The organism is Chryseobacterium sp. ERMR1:04 (assembly GCF_001297705.1).
In the GTDB taxonomy this organism is placed as follows: Bacteria; Bacteroidota; Bacteroidia; order Flavobacteriales; family Weeksellaceae; genus Chryseobacterium.
In genome coordinates this window covers 622485-644854 of the sequence record NZ_LIRF01000008.1, presented here as the reverse complement: position 1 = coordinate 644854, position 22370 = coordinate 622485, and the positions used below count along the sequence as shown (strand labels likewise).

The following is a 22370-nucleotide window of genomic DNA, read 5'->3' as shown; positions in this document are numbered from 1 at the left end:
AGAAAGAGAGGGGGGAGGTGTTTTCTATATCACTACAGGGGATAGATAAACTCAATATATTTCATTATATTTAGCGTGAATAACCTATAAAATTTTCTTAAAATGAGTGGTGATAAAGATATGTTTATCATAAATAAGATTTTTCCAAATGCAAAAGATATTTTTGCTGTATCAGGAAGACCTATCTCTGAAATAAAAAATGATTGTCTTTTTGTATTTGATACAAACTCTTTGATACTACCTTATACAACAAGTTCAGAAAGTCTCGATGAACTAAAAAAGGTTTATACAAAAATTATTCGAGAGAAAAGGTTTTTCATCCCAGGACAAGTCGCACGAGAGTTTGCCAGAATCAGACCTGAAAAAATTAAAGAAGTCTTTCAAAAATTAACAAAAAGTAGAACTAGTATTCCAACATTAAAGATAGGTAAATACCCATTATTAAATGGAATAAAAGAATACGATGAATTGTTTTCAAAAGAAAAAGAAATTAATTCTCTATTGACAGAATATTCCGATAAACTAGGAAAAGTTGTTGAACATGTTAAGGAATGGTCTTGGAATGACCCAGTAAGCCAGCTTTACAAAGTCTTGTTTACGGATGAAGTAATCTATGATATTGAATTGGATGAGGTAAAAATAAAAAAAGAGCTAGAGTATAGATATGAAAATAAAATTCCTCCTGGATATGAGGATAGAAACAAAGAAGATGGAGGGATTGGTGATTTATTAATATGGTTTACTATTCTAGAGCTAGCTGAGAAACATACAAAAGATATAATTTTTATATCTGGTGATGAAAAGAAAGATTGGTTTTATCAAAGTGAGAAACAGAGTTTATATCCTAAATTTGAATTAACTGCTGAGTTCAGAGGTAAAGCTCCTGGTAAAACATTTAGTATCATTAAACTTTCTGAACTTTTAGAATTATATGGAGTAGATGAGAAAGTCGTTAAGGAATTAGAGCATGAGGAACAAGAAACTTTACATTCAGATTCATTAACCTTTAATAAATCTGATATTCAATCTAAAATTGTACAGTGGATAAGGGATAACTATAAATATCAGAATCTAATCAGCATTAATAATATTGGTTTTCCCAGAATATCAATAAAAGTTGAAAATGGAAGAGGCAGGATAGGTTTTGAAATAATTGATTTTACTAGTATTGGTAATTTGAAATCTAGAGTTTCACAAATATTAAATCAGATTCGTACTTCTACTAATGAATATGAAAAAATATGTTTCATTATCACATATGACGAATTTATGATGATGGAGGAGGTGATTAATAGCCTTGATGCAATTAAATCAATACTTCTTATGTCAGATACAGATTTTAATGTAGAAATTATTCCTGGATTCATTAAGAGAGATAGGTTTGAAAAAATCTTTCAATCGACCTAGTTAATGAATTTTGGATTAAGGACAATGCAATGATTTAATTTCATTTTGTAAAGCTTTGAACATTATCTTTATTTCTTCAAAATTGTTGCTGGGAGTTTCAAGTTCCTTTTTGTTAACACTTCCAGCAAATTCCCAAATTTCTAGAATGTCTTTCCATTCAATCTCATAACTATTAAAAAAATGGCGAAAATGCCATTTATTCCAGACCCAAGATACTCCCCTGATAAAGAAATGGCTCAAAGAACCCAAACAAATATGAGGGAGGATATTGGTATGACGTTTAGAAAACCATATCCCCAAGAACAAGAAATTGGATTGCCTAGACATAAAATGACTTGATTACGGTTTCCCGTATTTTAAAAATATTTTTATTTCTTAACTTGTTGCATTGTAAAGATTTTAATAAAAAAAGGGATGTGCGTCATCATATCTTGTAAATAAAATCCTTGCTTTTCAATAAGTGATAATGATTGTAGAGTATTAATTATTTTTTCTATCATTACATTGAATTATTTAATTATTTTTATAAAAAATTATTATTTCGATATGTACAAAACCGAATATGGTAGTTTTGATGGAAACTCATGGGAAGCATTTTGTCAAACTTGTTTTAAGTTGAAGTATGAAAATGTTGGATATCAAGAGCTTACTGCTTGGCAAGGGGATTTAGGTATTGAGGGTTTTACACGTGACGGTGTCGTTTTTCAGTGCTATTGCCCCGATGAAGAGTACGAACCATCAATACTTTATGAAAAGCAAAGAGACAAAATTACTAAAGACCTTAAAAAGCTTGATGCCAAGAAGGAGGATTTAAAAAAGTATTTGAAGGATACTAAAATCAAAAAATGGATTTTAGTTACACCTGGTTACAAAAATAAAGAACTCGTTAAACATTGTAGAGATAAGGCAGAAGAATATAGAGCAATGTCTTTAGATATACTTGATTCAGATTTTGATGTCTTTGTTCAAGATTTGGGTTTCTTTGCAGAGCAAATCCCTTACGTGGTTGGTTTTAATGGTAGAAAAGTTGAAGTAAATCATATCCCTGAGTCCACAGAAAATCAGGAAAGATGGAAGAATAGTAGTATTTCCTTGGTACAAACTGCTAATAGAAAAAATACTCATAGGGTTTCTGCTAATGTACCTAGAAGAGAAGAAAAGATAAATAAACTAACCTCTCTTACAATTTCATATTTTTTGAACGGTAACCTTATGTTAAGTAAAATACAGTCTTCCTTTCCCGATGACTATGAGAAGTTTGTTCGTATTATTAGCCAATATGAAGAAAAAGTGGAAGAAATGTGTATAACAAATAGTTCAGATAGTAACACACTCTATGAAAAAATCTCTGTTGATTTGAAAGCAAAAATAGCTTCAAGTTTTCCATATTTAGATGAAACAACTATTGAAAGATTAACAAATCAAGTACTTGCAGATTGGATTTTGAGATGCCCAATTGAATTCGAATAGTTATGAATGACAAAGATATTAACATACAGCACTTAAAGTTTACTCAAAGACCAATACCAATTCCAGTAGATTATCGTCCATTGTACAAAATTTCGATAATTATACTTGTTCTAAAATTGTGCTGTAGAGACAACGCTTCAACATTACTAAAGCTACATTTGTTCTCTTGGATACTGAAATCTGATAGCAACATGAATGTGATGCGAAATTATATAATAAGTAATTACAAAAAGGAGATTGAAGTTTGGAACATTGAGCCAGCACTTAACAGGGCGCTACAGTTTGCTGTTGCTGATGGACTCTGTGAAATGACAAGTACAAAAAAATATAAATTAACAGAAAAAGGAGAATCATTTTACAATTCAATAATTGAAAGTGAAAGTTTTACTAAAGAAGTAGAGTTTTTAAAATTTGTTGGTAAGAATAAAATTACGGATAGTAGAATTGACGAAATGACTAAACAATGGAAATTACAATATGTTGAAAATAAATAGTGTAAAGGTTGAAATAAATACTGATAAAGGTCTGTTTGGAGCTGACTTTACTTTTGAATCAGGTTTGAATATTATTCGAGGAAACAATACAGCAGGTAAATCATCATTGTTCCAGTCAATCATTTATGCACTCGGTTTTGAAGAGCTTTTAGGAGGAAAGTTTGAAAAGACACTACAGTCTGTACTTAAAGATACCGTTGAGTATCCCAGAGAAAAAAATCAATACAAGATTTTACAGTCTTTTGTATATCTTGTAGTTGAAAATCAATCTGGTGAAGTAATTACAGTAAGACGTGGGGTTAGAGTTCCCGATAGAAAGTCACAATTGATAGATGTGTATTATGGTGATTATATTTCAGAGCCAGAAAACATAACTCAGCAAAAACAGATGTGGGTTCATGATAAAGGTGGTGCTTCAGACAATGACTTTGGCTTTCATGCTTTCCTGTGTGAGTTTATAAATTTAGAACTTCCAAAAGTTGTCACCTATAATGGTAATTTTACTTCCCTTTACCTTCAGCAGATAGCATCTGCATTTATCATTGAGCAAAAGAAAGGCTGGAGTGACTTCTTTATTACAGCTCCTATATACTCTATTAGAGATTTAAATCAAAGAATTGTAGAATTTTTGCTTAACCTTGATGTTTTTGAAAATAATGAAAAAAAGGAGTTAATTAACACTAGAAGAAATAAGCTTCAAAATGATTGGCAAAAGACTTTTAACGACTTGGAATCTTTGGCAGAAAGAACCAATACAAAGATTGTAGGAGTTAAACAGACTCCTGAGTTAATAAATAATATTAACGACATAAAACTTATCTTAGAAAGAGAAGCAGGAGACTTGCGAATTGAAGATTACTTTTCCGAGCTACAAAACGAATTACTTGGCTATAGTGATAACTTTGAGACTGTAGGTGATAATATATCTGCAAATGAAAGACTACTTAACGATAAGCAGAATCTCTTAAATAAATTTAATATCAACTATGATATCCTTCTGCCAGAAATTAGTGTTGAGGAATCAAAGCTCGTACAGTTTGAAAGACAACATGCAACAATTAATGAGGATTTACGTAAGAACAAGGGAGTTCAAAAGTTAAATAGACTAGGGGCGAAAAATGATTTGAAAATTACAGAAAATAAGTGTCCTACATGTTCCCAAGAGATAAAAGATTTATTGCCGAGTGATATTAACCATACACCAATGAGGTTAGAAGATAATATTTCTTATCTAGAGTCACAAGTAAGTATGATTAAGATTTACATTGATGGGCAAAAAAAATCAATACAGGATAAGCAGAAGCAGGCAGAAGAGTTAAGAAATGAAGCTCACATTTTAAGAAAAGAAATTAGAGATTTAAAAAAAGAATTAGTAGAGGATGAAAGAATTCCTTCAATCATACAAATCGAGAAAAAATTTAGTTTAACACAGAGAGTAAACCTTTTCCGTAAAGCAGTTGAGAAACTAGAAGATATCAAAAACCAATTTTCACCCTTAATTGATAGTTATGGAAAACTCTTGACTGACGTTTCTGGGTTACCCACTTTAAATCTATCCGCCCTAGATGAACAAAAAATAAAAGACTTTGAGGAAAATTTTATTTCTTATCTGAGAAAGTTTGGTTACAAAAGTAAAAGTTTTGATGCCATTAAGCTATCAAGAGATACTTATTTTCCAATTGTTGACGGTCTATATAACATTAAGTTTGATTCGTCAGCAAGTGATTTTATACGTTGTATCTGGTCTTATACTATTTCTCTAATGAAAACATCAGTCGCTTTTGGAGGAAACCATCCTCAAGTTTTAATCTTTGATGAACCAAAGCAACAGGATATATCTTTACCAAGTTTTAAAACCTTCCTTCAGGAGTTAGCAAAGTTCAAAAATCAACAAGTTTTTGTTTTTGCATCCTTTGAAAATTCAGATAAAACCTTTACTGATTCAACTGACGGGATTACCTTTAAACTTAGTAAGATTGAAGAGACTTTAATAAAGCCAATACTATAGATAATATTTTATCTATACAATACTACTTAACCAAATCATTTTTTAATGACTATAACACTTTAGAATACAAGTATAGTGAAAGGTTAAAAGTTAGATTGGAATTCTTTACTGCACATAAGTCGAAGGGATTAGAGGCTGAATATACATTTGTATTAAATTGTAATTCTTGAAGACTTGGATTTCCTTCCGAAATGTATGATGACCCTGTTCTCTTGTTATTGTTGGGGAGCTCTGAAACATACCCTAATAGTGAAGAAAGGAGGCTTTTCTATGTTGCACTAACTAGGGCAAAGATAAATCTCTAATTGCCAATAAGAAGTTTGCTTCGAAATTTATTATTGAGCTTGATGAAAGCCTGAATAACAAAGTGAATAGCAATCTAAAGTGCCCAAATTGTCGTTCAGGAGACTTAGAGTTGAAAACAGGAGTTGGAGTTAAAGATAAAAAAAGTGGCTTATTGATAGTGAACTAAAATTACTTGTGAACTAAGCAATACTAATTGTTAAAAAATAATGAAAAATATAATTATTGATACATGTGTCTTTGTTCAGGAAAATTTTTTTCATGGACATAAAATAAATGGCTTACTAAACTTACATGATAAAGAAATTGCTAAAATTTTTATTACAGAGATTACATACCATGAAGTATTAAAAAAATTTAATGACTTCTTTACGGAAGGGCTAGCTAGTTACATTAAGCTAAAAGGTGCTATGGGATTTAAGTTATTAAAGAATGTGAATGGTTATGATAATTTATTTCAAGACATTAATAAAGAATCTGTACTTAATGATTTTAAAAGAAAGTTAGATAAATATATTAGTGAAGGAGTTATAGAAATTATTCCTTATAAACTCTTGAACATCGATACCATTTTCAATGACTACTTTAATGGAAATCCACCTTTTGGTCAAAAAAATAAAAAATCAGAATTCCCCGATGCATTTACTTCAAAACTAATAGAGGAATTTATTGCTGAGAAAGGGCTCTCAGATGTAACGATTTTTTCTTTAGATAATGATTTTTCACAACTAGATAGTAAAGCAACTATAAGTAAAGATTATATTTCTTTCTTGAATATTGAAAATTCTAAACTTGAGAAAGCAGAAGTAGCAGAAAGGGTTTATATACTTAATCAAGAAAGCATAATTGACCAATTCAAAGATTGGTTTGAAGATAGACTCTATGATTATAATCTTTATCACGATGCTGTAAATTGGAAAGATATTCACGATGTTGAGGTAGAAGATATAAATGTGGATGCCTTAGAGTTTAGTGTTGTTGATATTACTGATAAGGAGGTTTTTGCTGAAATAACATCCAATGTGAGCGTGAAAATAGATGTTACCACTGATAATGAAGAGTTTAGATATTACGACAGTGATGATAAGACATATCATTTCTTTGATACAGATAGTGTTAGCCTTATCAAAACATTTAAGTGTTCAATGACTATAGGGATTGAAGTGAATAACAAAGAAGATTATTCTGAAGAGTATGAGATAGAATCAATTAACGAAGGTGTCGAAATTTATTTTGATTCGATTGAAGATTTTTATTAATGCTGGAATAAACACTAGAATTAAACAAGAATACTTTTACAACAGAGGTATTCCTAGTTTAATCGAGCCCTCATTTAAGAGAGTGACAGATGTTAATATAATTAGAGGTTAGTAAAACTTTTACCCAATTGTAAAGTCTTTCTGTTTTTAATTAAATAGGATTTTTGTTATTGAATTAATAATTTTATCTATTATTTAATGCGGATTGTGTGTAAATATGATTAATTTAGCATAAACTAAAAAAACAGCTATGAAAATCTTAACAACTTTTTTATTCACAGTATTCGCAGTTGCAAACTTTTGTTGTCAAAACACTGAAATACTGATTTTATCAGGTAAAATTAAATTTACCGATATTCCTTCAAAAATTACTAATGCAGTAACTTTAAGTACACTAAATGAATTAAATCAGAGGTTAAATCAAAGTGGTACCTTAATTCTTAGAAATGTAGAACTTAATCTTGGTGACATTAGAGAAAAAGATACACTATTTGTATTCGCAATTGAGAAATTAAAGCTAGAAAACACTAAAATAATTACGAATGGAAATTCTCTCGAAGTGTACGCAAATAAAATTGAATTTGACAATAAATCGAGTATCCAATCGTTCAATCAATATTTTGTGAAAAATGGTTTAAATGGAAACGAACAGAATATAAATGGGACAAGCGGTGATAATGGTGATAATGGTGGTCTAGTGAAATTTTTTATATTGGACAAAATTGAAAGTTCAATCATACTTAATTTGAATGGTCAAAATGGAGGTAATGCAGGAAGTGGTATGCCTGGGAAGAATGGAATTAAAGGAAGCGATGGAACAAATGCAAGGAACGGTGCTTTGGGCTCATGCGGAAGAGGTCCAGGAAGAGGTAGTGATGGAACTAATGGAACTAACGGAGGTAATGCCGGGAATAGCGGTAATGGAGGTAATGGAGGATTCCTTTTTGTAAATTATATTAATAAAAACCCTTCGACTGAAAATCTTTTTAATATAACGTCTGAAAAAGGTTTAGCAGGTGAGGCAGGTGTTATTGGTATTGGTGGAAGAGGTGGTGATGGTGGTGAAGGCGGTTCAAATGCTGGAAACTGTTCACGTCTAAGTGCTGAAAGGGGACGAGGGAAAAAAGGCGTTGATGGTGCTGACGGAGTAAAGGGAATTGATGGGAAATCAGGTGAGCCAGGTAAATTGACTGTTCAAAAATATACCTTATAATTTATCAACTCATTATTTATAAACATTAATTATTTAGATATAGATAGGAGGAATAAGATTGAAATATTGATTCTAATTTTCGAATAATTCTATAATCCGAATTCGAAATTATTAAAAATATTCGAAATTTTGGAAGAGATAATGTTTCTTACAAGGACAAAGTGTAATACTGTCTTATATTAGACAAAGCATCTAATAAAATTTAAATGTATAAAGAGGTTTCCCAAGCAGGGAGACCTCTTTTACAATTTTATATAGAAATAAAATAACGCCCCCTCATTTAAGAAAGTAACAGATGTTGCACTCGTTGGGGGCGGAAGTTATCCTCAGCCCGGAGAAATTTCTTTGGCGCATAACGGTGTTTTATTTTTAGATGAAATGCCTGAATTTAAAAGAACGGTTTTGGAAGTAATGAGACAGCCCTTGGAAGATCGTGAAGTGACCATCTCAAGAGCGCGGTTTACGGTAAATTATCCAGCTAGTTTTATGTTGGTTGCTTCCATGAACCCTAGCCCAAGCGGATTTTTCCCGGACGATCCAAACAATACCTCATCTGTTTACGAAATGCAGCGGTATATGAATAAACTTTCGGGACCTCTTTTGGATAGAATTGATATTCATATTGAAGTTCAGAAAGTTGAATTTGAGCAACTAACAGAAAAACGGAAAGGAGAAAAGAGCGAAGATATAAGAAAGCGTGTTTTAATTGCTCGTGAAATTCAGGGGGAGCGATATAAAGATTTGGAAATTAGTTATAATGCTCAAATTGGCCCCAAAGAAATTGAAAAATATTGTGAACTGGATAAAGCATCTTTTAATCTCATAAAATTAGCCATGGAAAAACTGAATCTTTCCGCCAGAGCCTTTGACCGAATTTTAAAAGTAGCCCGAACAATTGCCGATTTGGAAGAATCTCAAAATATTTTATCTCATCATATCTCTGAAGCCATACAATACAGAAGCTTAGATAGAGAGTTCTGGAATGTGTAAATAAAGACTCAGTTGGCATATATATTCAATAAAAAAATAATACGTCAAGTTTTGTCGCTGTGTAGGGTGATATTTGTAGAGAAGGATAATAAATAATTGTAAAGTAATACCTTAAATCAGATATCAAATGAGTACAATCGATAAAAATATTTTGAAAAATGGCTCATTGCCAACTGACGCTAATGATTCTATAGATCTAATGAGTAAGAGTTTCGTTGCTCATGAAAGTGTAGTGATAGATATTACACCTCTCAAATGTAGAAATACATTAAAAGGCATCATCCTAGAAAATGAAAATAAGCAATTTGCCCGATTTTTATGGCAAAAAAATACTCTTCCGGATGGCACTGCAAAAACTGGATATTTTAAAGAAAGCGTCAATGAGCTAGGGGTGACTATTGCCCATAATGAAGGTTCTATCACAATAACCAATGGTGGAGCATCCCAATATCTCAAAGCAGAATTAAAAGTTTAATAATTGATATACTAGAAATAGCGTTTAGGACATTCCTAAACGCTATTTTTTTTATTAAAAAATTTGAAATGTAAAAATAATACGTCAAGTTCTGTCGTTGTGCAGGGCGATATTTGCAGTATAGAAAAACAGAGAGATATGGCCATATAGAAATGTTCTTCTTACATAACCAAAATCAAAAAAATATTAAAATGCCAACACCAGACGAATTTATTTTATTAGCAGATGAGTATACAGGATTAGAATACTCTTGGAAAAAAATTGGAGCAGCAGATAGCTCGCTTAACAATGTACTCAAAAAAAACATTGGAAATTACAAATATGAAAGAATGTTTGAAGTTGCCGATGTAAGATGGTGGGGAGTAAAAGGTGATGGAACGGACGAAAGTGATGCTCTGAAACAAATGCTTCTAGATATTAAGGATAGTAAAAAAATAAATGAAGTTGCTTTCTATGGACTTGAAAAAGTGATTACCAATTCTACATTAAATATTGAGAGAGGAGATTTAATTATTGATGGTAAAAACTGTGTGCTTTCAAGTGGAGTAGGGACAGATATAATAATTTTTAATATTGATAATTCAAACAATATATATGATGCTCATAACATTCATATCAAAAACTTTATTTCGGGGAATACACCAACAGCTCAGACTTTCCTTAAAGCAAGTTCCAGTCATTATTTAAGAATTACAGATTGTCGTTTTGATGGGATGAAGTTAGGGTTTGATTTAAGTGATTGTTATTTTACCAAAATTAATTCTGTGTATTTTCAATCAGTATATCAGGCTTTTAAATTTCATGACTCAACGAATGCTTTTGATGTAACCAATATGAAGGTTCATGGAGCAGGTATTCCATCGGAAATTATTGATACAACAACAGGAGGAAATATTTCTGGGTGTAGCTTTGAAGATGCTTCAGGAAGATTAATTTTAGACCGTGCTTTTGGAATTAATATCACGGGGAATTATTTCGAAGGATATAATGAAAATAAAGTTGATACTTATATTTCTACTGTAAATCCTGTTGATGAAACTGTTGCAGGAATTAATATTGCAGGCAATTTGTTTTATAGAGGTGCTATGCAGGCTATTAAACTGCATCATGTAGCAGGAATTTCAATCACAGGGAATTATATTGGAACTTTACATGCTGTTAGAATTAATTCAGACAAGAGTACTACAGATACGTTCCACTCCACTCAAAAAAACATTAATTACAGTGGAAATGCATGGAGGTATATCCCATCACAGCAAGGAGGAACTCCTATAAGTGAATCTTCTGAATTTATTGGAGATTTTGATCTAGAAAGAGCAAACATCTCTCCCGAATGGAATGTTCCAATCATCTTTAGACCTCAGGTTTTTCATGGTGGATATTTTGAGAATGGAGATCATCAATTAGCTGCAACGCCTATAAGTAATGATTCCACTACTTCAAATTATATGAAGCATACATGGCAAACGAATGGTAAAAAAACGGAAGCTTATCTAAATGGATCTATTAATTTATTTGGAAGACAATTTGCGAATAATGAAAGTCTTGATGTTGCTATTGAACCATTTGGGTTTGGAAGTACAATCGGAATATTGATGATGCATAATGCCAGCGGAGAGTTTGCTCAATTTTTATGGCATCGAAACGTAAATGGTACCCAAAAAACAGGTCATTTTAAACAAGTTTTTAATGAATTAGGGGTAGAGATTACTCATTATGATGGATATTTTACAGTAAAGAATAATGGTGCATCCCAGTATCTCAAAGCAGAATTGAAAGTTTAATAGTAATATATAGTATACTAGAAATAGCGTTTAGGACATTCCTAAACGCTATTTTTTATTGTTTTTTGAAGATTCTGTTTATGATTAATTAATCGTTACTTTCAACACATTTTGTACGGCAGGAATAGGGAATACATTTCCTACTTTTGCAATCACTTTACTTTCTGCTTGAGGGGTTCCTCCAAATAAAGCCTGGTGATTTCCTGCTCCAGGATATTGATCAATTCCAGTTCCTGAATCAAACAATGTCGTTTTTGAAGTTAGATCACCTTTTGTATTAGCATCGATGCTTTGTTCGTTAGCATAAAACCAGTCATTAGAGAACCCAAACATCGTTACATACGCAATTTTGTCTCCCGGATTTGATTGGAATTTAGTCATTACTTTAGCTCCAGGCGCTACCGGTGCATTTCCTGCAATATAAACTCCTTTTACGTTTGGTAAAGCTTTTAAGCTATTTTGAAGTTTGTTTACATCTCCCATTTGTGCAATTTCTTTTAATCCTTTTCCTGCATCTAATTGCCCTAGCTCATAAATTGGATTTTTATCTCCATTATACACCACAACCAAAGCAGGAGAAAGTCCTGTCATTACTTTAGTATTGGCATTTAGGCTTGTAACCATTTTAGTGATATCTCCCATTTGTGCTATATCGGTGATCTCAGGATTAGATAAGGCATTTGGAGTAAAGAATGGAGCTGAATTTAATAATTGTGAACCATTATAGTTAGAAACTGCCCAAACTCCCGGAGAGAAAGGAGTTTCATGTCCTGTACCTGCTGAGGTGTTGGTGATCGTTAACGTAAATTCAGAAGAAACATCATTGTACGCAAGGTTTAATTTCATCAATTGTGAAGCGGTTACACCGGGAACTTGTGCGATAGGCTTGCTTTCCGGCTGTCCTGAAACATTGTCTTTAGTTCCGTTATCCCACAAAAGAACTTGTGAAGATACATCTCCGGTAATGGCGTTTCCGTTGTTGTCAAATAACTTGATTCCTGGTTGCTGAGAAGCAAAGAACCAGTCTTTTGATGCTCCATACATCGTTGCAAACATTAATGACTGTGCTTTTCCTGCACTAAATTTAATAGAAACAGATTGTCCCGGTGTAATAATAGGAGCTGTTGTACCTTTGAAACTTCCGCTTTCAACGAAATCTTTGGGAGCTACTACGTTTTCGAAGGTAATTGTTTTTTCTGATGAAGGAATTTCCATCGTATCATTGTTGTCACAAGAGGTAAGTGCAAATGTTGTGATAATACCAGCGGCCAACGTAGCAATTTTAAAGATGTTCTTTTTCATAAAATATTATTTAAGTTATAAATTGTTTTTCTATAGCTATAGTCGGAAGTGTTTTGAAATCCTGACAAAAATTTTTGAAAAAAATATTTCTGTACCCACAAATCTATTGGCGCCTATGGTATTATTTGCTTTTCTAGGTGTTAATTATTATTAATAATTGGAATTTAAAATCGAAATAAAGATTAATTTATTTGTTGTTATTTAGTTGGTTTATAGTTGAATGAGTGATGATGGTGTTAAATAAAAAAAACGCGAAAGATAACTTTCACGGTTTTCAAAAATATATTCAATGAAGATTATTTATTTGGAATTATTTTGATCTGATTTACATTTAACTATAAAAAATAATCATTTTTAAAAAAGAAATTCTGGGAATTCCAGTATTCTAAATAATATTGAACACTTTGTTTTTTCTCTTTTATTATTTCCGGAATATTATTATAAAATTTTAAATATTGCTGTCTTTTTCCTGACAAAATGTTGTCTAAACTTTCTGTGCATAATAAGCAAGAGCTAGAATAAACTGTTTTCTTTTCACAGAAATGACATTTTTTAAGACTATTCAAAAAATGTTTTCTTTTTTCTAATTCAAAAGAGGAGAGGGTATTTTCGGGAATACTTTGCAAGAGTTTAAGAAAATTTAGATTTCTGAAAAGATGGAAGTTTAATGATTTGCTTTCAACATCATAAAATATCTCAACTATTCTGTTCATTGTGATATCTATAGATTGTACTTCTTCTGAGAAATTTAAATTTATACAATCAACGTCTTGCCATAGGAAAACATTGTTTGAGCTTTTAATATTATAATAAATAAATCCTTTTTCAGAAATCTCATGAATAACCAATTTTTTTAAGTCATTTTGTGTACACTTTCGGCATAAAACTTCTATCCAATCAGCTCCATTTTCCTGAACATGATCTTTACTTCCACACCTTGAGCAGGTATCATTAATTAATTCTTTATACTTATTAATAACTTCTGATAATTCAAGGGATAAATTTCCTCCTGAAAAATGAAAACGACCCCACTTCTCTTTAGCTTCAATATGCATCAATTTATTCCAGCCTAATGACTGAAGTTCCTTAAACATATTTTTGATTTCTCTTTGCCATCCCCTTGAGAAAGATCTAATGAAAGAAGTTATATATCCCTCATCGGTATCAAAATTTTTAATTTCAATATTGCGTTTTTTTAATTCCTCAAGAAGTACTTGGTTATATCCTTCACTATATCGATACACTAAGAAAGTATCAATTACATTTTCATCTGAAAAGTGGCTAAATTCACTCATCCATTTATTATTTAAAATCAAAAATAAAAAAACCGCGAAAGATAACTTTCACGGTTTTCAAAAATATATTCAATGAAGATTATTTTTTCTTTGTAGTTGGAGTTTTTAACACTTTTGTTTTTGTGTCAGCAGGAGTATTTTCATCTCTTACTAATTTTAACTCGTCAATCAATCTTCTTGCACCAGCGTACTTGTCGATTGTCCAAAGAACGAAACGAACATCTACGTTGATTGTTTTTTGCCATTCTTGTTCGAAAACGATGTCACCGCTTAACGCTTCACTGTTTCCGTCGAATGCGATACCGATAAGGTTTCCATCTCCATCAATTACCGGAGAACCAGAGTTACCTCCTGTAATATCATTGTTTGATAAGAAGTTTACAGGCATGTATCCTTTAGCATCAGCATACTGACCGAAGTCCTGCATGTTGTAAAGGTCAATTACTCTTTGTGGAAGATCAAATTCTTCATCCCCTTTCTTGTATTTGCCTACAAGACCAGCCATATCTGTATAATAGTTATCAGTAACACCGAAATAGTTTCTGTCTGTTCTGATAGGTAATTTATCTACCGTTCCGTATGTTAATCTCATTGTAGAGTTAGCATCAGGATAGAATTTTTTCTCAGGCATTGATTTCATTAAACCAGCTAAGAATAAACGGTTGTTTTTAGCAAAATTGTCATCCACTTTAGCGAATCTTTCTCCCGCCATTTTTTGGTCTGCAGCTAAGCTGTTAGCGATCTTAAGAAGCGGATCTGCATCTAGTTTTAAAGCATCTGGGTTTAAAACGAAGTTGGTAGCAGAAGTTTTATTAGCGAAGATAGATGAGTAAGCAATGTTTGATAAATTCTTAGCATCTAATCCCATAATAGTTGCAGAAGCTACATCTTTATCTACTTTAGTCTGGTAAAGGTTAACCATTGAAGTTAGCATTTCACCTTCCAAGTTGGTATTGATGTTTTCGTAAGCAGCTTTTACAGCAGCATCTACTTTTGGCTTCATTGCCAATCTTCCCTGCATGTCTTGTGCAGCGTAAGCTTTAAGCACAGAACCTAATTGGAAAGCAACACTGATGTATTTTGAGTTTCTTGAAAGCTGAGACATATAGTTTCTCTCAACATTTCTTGTAGAAACCTGCTTGTAATACGTTTCAATATCTTCTAGAACCCCATCATATGCTTCGTTTCCGGTTTGTATAGACCATTTTCTGTAAACGTCTTCAATCTTCTGTTTGTCAGTAATAGTTCCGTTTTTTTCAACAGCATCAATTGTTCCTTGTCTGTTTTTCCAGTAGTTTGCTACTGAAGCATACTGAGAAGCATAGTTCAATTGAGTTCCTTTATCTTTATCCATGTACTTCTTCATAACATCCATTGCTAATCTAGAAGCGGTAACCCAAGCCGGGTAATCTTTACCAACCATTTGCTGAATTCCGTAAGAAGTCAGGTAACGGTTTGTTCTTCCAGGGTAACCCATGATCATTGAGAAATCACCAGGCTTAACTCCTTTAAGAGAAACAGGTAAGAAATGTTTAGGCTTTAAAGGAACGTTTGTTGGAGCAAATTCGGCAGGGTTTCCTGCAGCATCAGCATACACTCTGAAAACCGTAAAGTCTGCAGTATGTCTTGGCCATTCCCAGTTGTCTGTATCACCTCCGAATTTCCCTAAAGAAGATGGTGGTGCACCTACTAATCTGATGTCTTTATAATCTTGGTAAACGAAAAAGTAGAATTCGTTTCCGTTGAAGAAGTCTCTTACAACTACTGTATATTTTCCGTTTTCAGAGTTTTCAGACTGGATTGCTTTAGTTTCAGCATCAATCACCGCTTTTCTCTCGTCTCCGGTCATTTTATTGTTTAGCTTAGAATTGATTCTTTGCGTAGCATCATCCATTCTCACTAAAAATCTTACGTAAAGATCCTTTGCATTAAATTCGTCTTTCTGCTTCATTGCCCAGAAACCATTCTTCAAATAGTCTTTTTCTGGAGTAGAAGCTGCTGCAACAGCACCATAACCACAGTGGTGGTTTGTGAAAATAAGTCCTTTGTCAGAAACAATTTCCCCAGTACAGAAACCACCGAAACTTACGATAGCATCTTTCATACTTGAGTTGTTTACTGAATAAATTTCTTCAGGGGTTAAATGCAAACCTTCTTTTTGCATGTCAACACCATTTAATCTTTTGATGAGCATTAACAGCCACATCCCCTCATCTGCCCTCATCTGGACAAAGCCCAACAAGAAGGTAAATAGTAGAAATAGTCTTTTCATTTTATAACATAATTTTTGTGACGCTAATTTACTAATTTTTATGGGATTCTGCCTGCGAATGGTATGAAAATGGGATTCTACCCTTTATGAGAAAAATACTACTATCAGTTTTTGCTGTTTTGTTATTAAGTTTAATTTTTAATTGTTCAACAGCGCAGGTTAAAAGTCCACCTATTCAAAGAGAATGGATGCTGGTTTCTTTTGGTAATTTTACTAAAAATGAATTAGTTAAAGATAAAGCAGGGATCAATCTAACAGCTGCTCAAGAAAACGGGAAAATCCGGGGAAGTGCTTTTATGGGATGCAACAATATGTTCTTTACATCCGCATTTAAAAACAATGGAAAAGTAGAAATTTCAGGAGTAGGAGGTACCATGAAAGCGTGTCAAAATATGGAGTTGGAAACCGAATTTTCAAAAAGCTTTCAAAATATGACGAAATATTCTGTTGAAGGGCATTTTCTTACGTTGTCCGATGATCATGGAAATTCAATGAAATTTGTAGCTGCGGACTGGGATTAAAAATCACCTTTTATGAGTCTTTTTTTGAATAATTGGTTCTCAGCTCAATCAAACGAAGCAAGAGTTTCTCTAGTTTCAGATTGATTGATATGCGCAGTCGTGATTCTTTGCTTGTTAGTTTTTACGATAAATTTAAAAAAAATGAGTATGATTTTTAAAAATTTGCGTCATTAAGTGATTAAAAATCTATAAATCAAATGTATGATAAACTTAAATTAACATTAAAATCTTAGGATATGTAAAAAATGATTTTGTTTTTTCTCCTGAAAATGGTAACTTGTAAATCTTACAAACATAGATAGAATTTAATGCTAGACAAGAAAGAACATAATTACGAAAAAGCTATTTTGGTGGGTGTTATCACTCAAAACCAAGATGAAGATAAGCTTACGGAATATATGGATGAATTGGAGTTTTTGGCTTTTACAGCGGGAGCTACCGTACAAAAACGCTTTACTCAAAAATTAACCCAACCGGATTCCAAAACCTTTATTGGAAGCGGGAAAGCTCAGGAAATAAAAGAATATGTTAAGGAATATGGGATAGGAACAGTCATTTTTGATGATGAACTATCTCCTTCCCAACTTAAAAATCTTGAAAAAGAAATAGAAGTAAAAATTTTAGACAGAACCAATCTTATCCTTGATATTTTTGCCCAAAGAGCACAGACTTCTTATGCAAGAACTCAGGTAGAATTGGCGCAATATCAATATCTTTTACCTCGATTGACGAGAATGTGGACTCACTTGGAGCGTCAAAAAGGGGGAATCGGGATGAGAGGTCCCGGGGAAACGGAAATTGAAACTGACCGTCGTATCATCCGTGACCGAATTTCCTTATTGAAGGAGAAGTTGAAAACAATCGATAGGCAAATGGCTACCCAAAGAAACAATCGTGGAAAGGTAGTTCGTGCAGCTTTGGTAGGGTATACCAATGTGGGGAAATCTACCTTGATGAATGCGTTGTCAAAATCTGACGTTTTTGCTGAAAACAAGTTATTTGCAACACTGGACACTACGGTAAGAAAAGTAGTGATCGGTAATTTACCTTTCCTGTTGACAGATACGGTAGGATTCATCAGAAAATTACCAACCCAACTTGTTGAATCTTTCAAATCTACTCTTGACGAGGTGCGTGAAGCAGACTTGTTGATTCATGTGGTAGATATTTCTCATGAAAGTTTTGAAGATCATATAGAATCTGTAAATCATACGTTAATGGAGATCAATGCGCATCAGAAACCGATGATCATGGTGTTCAATAAAATTGATGATTTCAGTTATGATAAAAAAGAGGATGACGATTTAACGCCGTCTACCAAGAAAAATGTTTCGTTAGAAGAGTGGCAAAAAACATGGATGGGTAAATCTAAGCATCCAACGGTTTTTATTTCTGCTTTAACGAAAGAAAACTTCCCGGAAATGAAAAAGATGATCTATGATGAGGTCATGAAAATTCATATTGCGAGATTTCCTTACAATGATTTCCTTTTCGAGTATTTCGAAAATGATGAGGAAGAAGAAAACAAAGATTAATGAAATATCACTTTTTCCTTTTACTTCTTTTTATTTCGGTTTTTGGTTATAGCCAAAAATCAAAAATCGATTTTAAAAGTATTGAAAAAAGTCTTACGAATAAACAGTCTCCGTACACTTACGAAAAACTGATCTTCAAATACAAAGGCTATCCAAGATCTTTGGATAGTATTGAAGCGCAATATCTTTATTACGGCAGAAATTTCAGAGATGGAAAGGTTTCTACCAATGATGATGATTTTAAACAACTGGCAGAATCTTTTAAGAATCAGAATTTTGACGATTGTATAAAACAGGGCAAGGCTCTTTATGATAAAGATCCTACGAATCTGGATGTTCTTCTTATTTTGCTCCGTGCGTATGATCAAAAAAAAGATGGTAGTAATTTTACCCATCATCTGAGCCAATTCCGTCTGCTTGCAGATGCGATAAAAAATTCTGGAGACGGTAAATCTGAAAAAACAGCATATGCTGTAAATTCTGTTGGGGATGAATATATTCTTTTGAACATGCTGAATATAGGACAAGACTACACAAGAGGTTCTAAATCCTCAAAAGACGGGATGTATGATATTTGGGAAAAAGACGACAATAAAATTTATATCAAAGTACTTTATTTAGACCTTTAATTAAAAAACAACTTAGTGGAGTTATATTATTCATTTTCAGCCTTAATCGTTCTAGCATCAATATTTGCCTATCTTAATCACCGGTTTTTGAAACTTCCGAGTACCATCGGTATTATGGTTATTGCCATTGTGGTTTCTATATTTCTGGTTTCTTTTGGGGAAGCAGTTTTACCAAGAACCTTCGGACATCTTAATGACCTGATGAACAGTATCGATTTTACTGAAGTTCTGATGGGTGCGATGCTTAATTTCCTGTTATTTGCGGGAGGTATTCATATTAATATTGATGATCTTAAAGAACAGTTTCGTCCTGTTTTGATATTCTCAACGGTGGGAGTCGTCATTTCTACATTTATTGTAGGATTTGGGATGTTTTATATATTGCCCTTTTTAGGAATTCATTTACCTTTTATATATTGTCTTCTTTTCGGAGCATTAATTTCACCTACTGATCCTGTTGCTGTTTTAAGTATTTTAAAGCAGGCTAATGTATCCAAATCATTAGAAACGAAAGTGGCGGGAGAATCTCTTTTCAACGATGGTATGGCGGTTGTGGTTTTCTCAGTCGTATTACAAGTTGCTATCGGGAAAGAGGTAGATTTAGGTATTGAAAGTATTGGGCTCTTATTATTAAAAGAAGCCGGAGGCGGATTGTTTCTAGGGGTTATTCTAGGTTGGATAACTTCCAGATTGATGCGTGAGGTAGATGATTATATTATTTCAGTGTTGGTAACGCTTTCTGTGGTCATGGGCGGTTATCTTATTGCAAGACAGATGCATATTTCAGGACCGTTAACAATGGTTGCAGCAGGTTTATTCATGGGTAATTTTAATGTAAGGTTTAAAATGAAATCCATCACGCAGGATTATCTTATTAAATTCTGGGAGTTGATTGATGAAATTCTGAATGCTGTATTATTCTTATTCATTGGTTTTGAATTATTAATGATCAAAGACCTTAAGCATTTTATCGTTCCGGGATTAGTGGCTATTGTTATTGTTTTATTGGCGAGAGTGATATCCATTTGGGGACCTACCAAATTTATGAGAACAACCTTTAGTCCACAAACCGTAAAAGTATTGGTTTGGGGAGGAATCCGAGGGGGTGTTTCCATTGCATTAGCCATGTCTATTCCTAAAAGTGAGTTCAGTGAAATTATTTTAAGTATCACTTATTGTGTAGTGGTATTCTCAATTATAGTTCAAGGGCTTACGATTGCGAAAGTTGCCAATCCGAACAAGATTGCAAAAGAAGAAGAGGAGCTGGAAAGTATGGCTTCAGATGAAAAACATTAATTGATTGAAATTTATTTAAAAATGAATAAGATTTTTTATGTATTCTTTCTGTTGATTTTTGGAACTTATTTTTCCCAGATTAATACTGATGAAATAAAAAAAAACGTCACAGAAAATCCGCAGAAATATTTTTACGATTATTTGGAAGTCTTTAAAAAAGATCCTTCAAAACTCACTCAGGAAGAGATGAGCCAGCTTTATTACGGAAGTCGTTTTATAAAGCTAGACTACGATTTGTCTGTCTATAATAAAGAGTCTAAAGAAATTTGGAACCCTGCTTCAAAAAGAAGCTTATCTAAAAGTAAAGCTGAAAAAATTGTTGCTAAAGCAGAAGAAACCTATTCCAAATATCCTTTTGATAAAAATATATTAATTGGTCTTTCTAATATTTATAATGCTTTAGGAGATAAAATTAAGAGTAAATTGGTTGAAGATCAATATGCTGCTATCGAAAATACAATTAAAAATAGTGGAACAGGTGATTCAGCAGATTCTCCTATATGTGTAATTTGGGCGGGACATGTTCTTGAAAAAATTGATGATTTACGAGGTTACGGAACGATAAGAGATTTTAAACAAGATATAAAAATGTTGCCGGACGGAAGTACCCTTACAATGTATTCAATGGGAAAGAAACAGATTTACGTAAAATTAGTAGGAGGCTTTAGATTTGATTAATATGGTAAAAGAAATACAAGAAGCGTTAGCCGTTTTATCCATTCCTGAGAAGGCCGCATTTTTTCCAAAATTCTTTAAAACCGGAAAAGGTGAATATGGAGAAGGAGATTTGTTTTTAGGGGTAAAAGTTCCTGATCAAAGGAGTGTAGCTAAAGAATATTATCCTAAAATTTCTTTAGAGGAACTGGGCGAATTGCTTTCTTCAAAATACCATGAACATAGGCTTACCGCTCTATTTATGTTGATTTCTAAGTTTGAAAAAACAAAAGATCCAAAAGTAAAAGAGGAAGTGGTAACATTTTATCTGAATCATTTGCAGTATGTTAACAATTGGGATCTGGTAGATTCTACTTGCTATAAGATCTTAGGCAGATATGCCTTTGAAAATCAGAAAGAAGACTTGTTGAGAAAGCTTTCCAATTCAGATGAAATGTGGCACAAAAGAATTGCGGTGGTAGGAACAATGCACTATGTGAAAAAAGGAGAATTTGATCTGACAAAAGAATTTGTAACCCACAATTTAAAACATCCCCACGATTTGATGCACAAAGCAAACGGATGGATGCTAAGAGAAATGGGCGAGAAAAATGAAGCCGAACTCATCAAATATCTAAATACCTATTATAAAGAAATGCCACGAACCTGTCTTCGATATTCAATAGAAAAGTTGGATGAAGAAGTACGACAGGATTATCTTAAAGGGAGAATATAAAAATAAAACTACTTAATACATTAGAATTAAGTAGTTTTGCTTTTTAAACCTAAGTCATGAAAATTTTTCTCAAGCAGTTGATGCTGCTTCTTCCGTTATTACTGTTAACGAGTTGTTTCGATATTTTAGAGAAAGTCAATGTAAAAGCTGATGGAACAGGTGAATACAGCGTTATTCTAAACGCTAGTAAAAACAAAACCAGGCTCGCTTCTATCTCTAAAATGGAAACGGTGAATGGAAAAAAAATCCCTAAAAAGCCTGAAATTGAAAATAAAATTAATGAAGCTTCAAGGGTTTTTAAGGCCACTCCGGGGATCAGCAACGTAAAAACAAGCGTAGATTTTGATAATTATGTCATCAAACTAAGCTGTAATTTCAAGAAAATTGAAAATATCAATGCCGGATTAGAGCAGTTAAAAGCGAAAAACATTCTCGGTAAAATGATTCCTACACAAATTTACAGTCAGAGCCTTGACAAAAAATCATTTACCAGAAATAAAGTCAGTACGTTTAAAACAGATTACGACAAAATGAGTACTGCAGATAAAGAGGTGTTTAATAACGCCAAATATACTTCTGTGTTGCAATTCGAAAACACGATAAAATCTCAAACCAACAGCTCTTATGCGCTTTCTCCGAATAAAAAAGCGGTGAAGCTTGACGCCAATGTTTTAGATTTTATTCTTCAGAAAAAACAAATTCAAAATACCATCCTTTTCCAATAATT

Annotated in this window: 19 protein-coding genes and 1 pseudogene; 17 read left to right on the top strand and 3 right to left on the bottom strand. The window is 32.7% G+C overall.

The features are described from left to right. The first annotated feature begins 102 nt into the window (after window positions 1-102). The 10 genes and pseudogenes from AMQ68_RS20115 to AMQ68_RS20070 all read left to right on the top strand — a co-directional run bounded on the left by AMQ68_RS20115 (window position 103) and on the right by AMQ68_RS20070 (window position 11403). Window positions 103-1407 (top strand): PIN domain-containing protein, encoded by a 1305-nt coding sequence (locus tag AMQ68_RS20115; protein WP_054512378.1) that lies wholly within the window; start codon window positions 103-105, stop codon window positions 1405-1407. Between the two features lie 546 nt (window positions 1408-1953). Then, on the top strand, window positions 1954-2877 hold the full coding sequence (locus AMQ68_RS20105) for a hypothetical protein (RefSeq protein ID WP_054512376.1): 924 nt from the start codon (window positions 1954-1956) through the stop codon (window positions 2875-2877). A gap of 2 nt (window positions 2878-2879) precedes the next feature. Then, window positions 2880-3371, top strand: coding sequence for a hypothetical protein (locus tag AMQ68_RS20100; RefSeq protein WP_054512375.1), 492 nt, complete (start codon window positions 2880-2882; stop codon window positions 3369-3371). Beyond that, window positions 3355-5379: a hypothetical protein gene (locus AMQ68_RS20095; RefSeq protein ID WP_054512374.1), complete on the top strand. Its 2025-nt coding sequence runs from the start codon at window positions 3355-3357 to the stop codon at window positions 5377-5379. The genes AMQ68_RS20100 and AMQ68_RS20095 overlap by 17 nt, the downstream gene beginning before the upstream one ends. A gap of 191 nt (window positions 5380-5570) precedes the next feature. After that, entirely contained in the window at window positions 5571-5684 is a 114-nt protein-coding gene (locus tag AMQ68_RS25975; protein ID WP_123905744.1) for a 3'-5' exonuclease, read from the top strand. 207 nt (window positions 5685-5891) lie between these two features. Continuing rightward, window positions 5892-6941, top strand: coding sequence for a PIN domain-containing protein (locus AMQ68_RS20090; RefSeq protein WP_054512373.1), 1050 nt, complete (start codon window positions 5892-5894; stop codon window positions 6939-6941). Between the two features lie 250 nt (window positions 6942-7191). Next, entirely contained in the window at window positions 7192-8154 is a 963-nt protein-coding gene (locus AMQ68_RS20085; protein WP_054512372.1) for a hypothetical protein, read from the top strand. Between the two features lie 288 nt (window positions 8155-8442). Next, window positions 8443-9144 (top strand): annotated as a pseudogene (locus AMQ68_RS20080) (YifB family Mg chelatase-like AAA ATPase); the annotation flags it as partial. A 127-nt stretch (window positions 9145-9271) separates the two neighbouring features. Next, window positions 9272-9619 (top strand): hypothetical protein, encoded by a 348-nt coding sequence (locus AMQ68_RS20075; RefSeq protein ID WP_054512371.1) that lies wholly within the window; start codon window positions 9272-9274, stop codon window positions 9617-9619. Window positions 9620-9810: 191 nt separating this feature from the next. Next, the gene (locus AMQ68_RS20070; protein ID WP_054512370.1) at window positions 9811-11403 is read left to right on the top strand and encodes a hypothetical protein; all 1593 of its coding nucleotides are present in this window, start codon (window positions 9811-9813) and stop codon (window positions 11401-11403) included. Between the two features lie 84 nt (window positions 11404-11487). Here AMQ68_RS20070 and AMQ68_RS20065 read toward each other — a convergent pair whose 3' ends face one another. The 3 genes from AMQ68_RS20065 to AMQ68_RS20055 all read right to left on the bottom strand — a co-directional run bounded on the left by AMQ68_RS20065 (window position 11488) and on the right by AMQ68_RS20055 (window position 16272). Continuing rightward, window positions 11488-12705, bottom strand: a complete 1218-nt coding sequence (locus tag AMQ68_RS20065) for a spondin domain-containing protein (protein WP_054512369.1) — start codon at window positions 12703-12705, stop codon at window positions 11488-11490. A 335-nt stretch (window positions 12706-13040) separates the two neighbouring features. Then, window positions 13041-14021 (bottom strand): hypothetical protein, encoded by a 981-nt coding sequence (locus tag AMQ68_RS20060; protein ID WP_123905743.1) that lies wholly within the window; start codon window positions 14019-14021, stop codon window positions 13041-13043. A 58-nt stretch (window positions 14022-14079) separates the two neighbouring features. Further along, window positions 14080-16272 carry a S46 family peptidase gene (locus AMQ68_RS20055; protein ID WP_054512367.1) on the bottom strand — a complete coding sequence of 731 codons (2193 nt, stop codon included), beginning with the start codon at window positions 16270-16272 and terminating at the stop codon, window positions 14080-14082. 86 nt (window positions 16273-16358) lie between these two features. Here AMQ68_RS20055 and AMQ68_RS20050 point away from each other — a divergent pair, with 86 nt between their 5' ends. The 7 genes from AMQ68_RS20050 (at window position 16359) to AMQ68_RS20020 (ending at window position 22368) form a co-directional block, all read left to right on the top strand. Beyond that, a complete protein-coding gene (locus tag AMQ68_RS20050; protein WP_054512366.1) occupies window positions 16359-16793 on the top strand; it encodes an META domain-containing protein in 435 nt (144 codons plus the stop codon). A gap of 308 nt (window positions 16794-17101) precedes the next feature. Then, complete coding sequence (gene hflX, locus AMQ68_RS20045) at window positions 17102-18328, top strand: GTPase HflX (protein ID WP_054512365.1); 1227 nt, start codon at window positions 17102-17104, stop codon at window positions 18326-18328. Beyond that, complete coding sequence (locus tag AMQ68_RS20040; protein ID WP_054512364.1) at window positions 18328-18957, top strand: DUF4919 domain-containing protein; 630 nt, start codon at window positions 18328-18330, stop codon at window positions 18955-18957. The genes hflX and AMQ68_RS20040 overlap by 1 nt, the downstream gene beginning before the upstream one ends. Before the next feature lie 15 nt (window positions 18958-18972). Then, complete coding sequence (locus tag AMQ68_RS20035; protein WP_054512363.1) at window positions 18973-20253, top strand: sodium:proton antiporter; 1281 nt, start codon at window positions 18973-18975, stop codon at window positions 20251-20253. Window positions 20254-20274: 21 nt separating this feature from the next. Then, entirely contained in the window at window positions 20275-20931 is a 657-nt protein-coding gene (locus AMQ68_RS20030; protein WP_054512362.1) for a DUF4919 domain-containing protein, read from the top strand. Window position 20932: 1 nt separating this feature from the next. Beyond that, the gene (locus AMQ68_RS20025) at window positions 20933-21643 is read left to right on the top strand and encodes a DNA alkylation repair protein (protein WP_054512361.1); all 711 of its coding nucleotides are present in this window, start codon (window positions 20933-20935) and stop codon (window positions 21641-21643) included. Between the two features lie 56 nt (window positions 21644-21699). Then, window positions 21700-22368, top strand: a complete 669-nt coding sequence (locus tag AMQ68_RS20020) for a hypothetical protein (protein ID WP_054512360.1) — start codon at window positions 21700-21702, stop codon at window positions 22366-22368. Window positions 22369-22370: the final 2 nt, after the last annotated feature.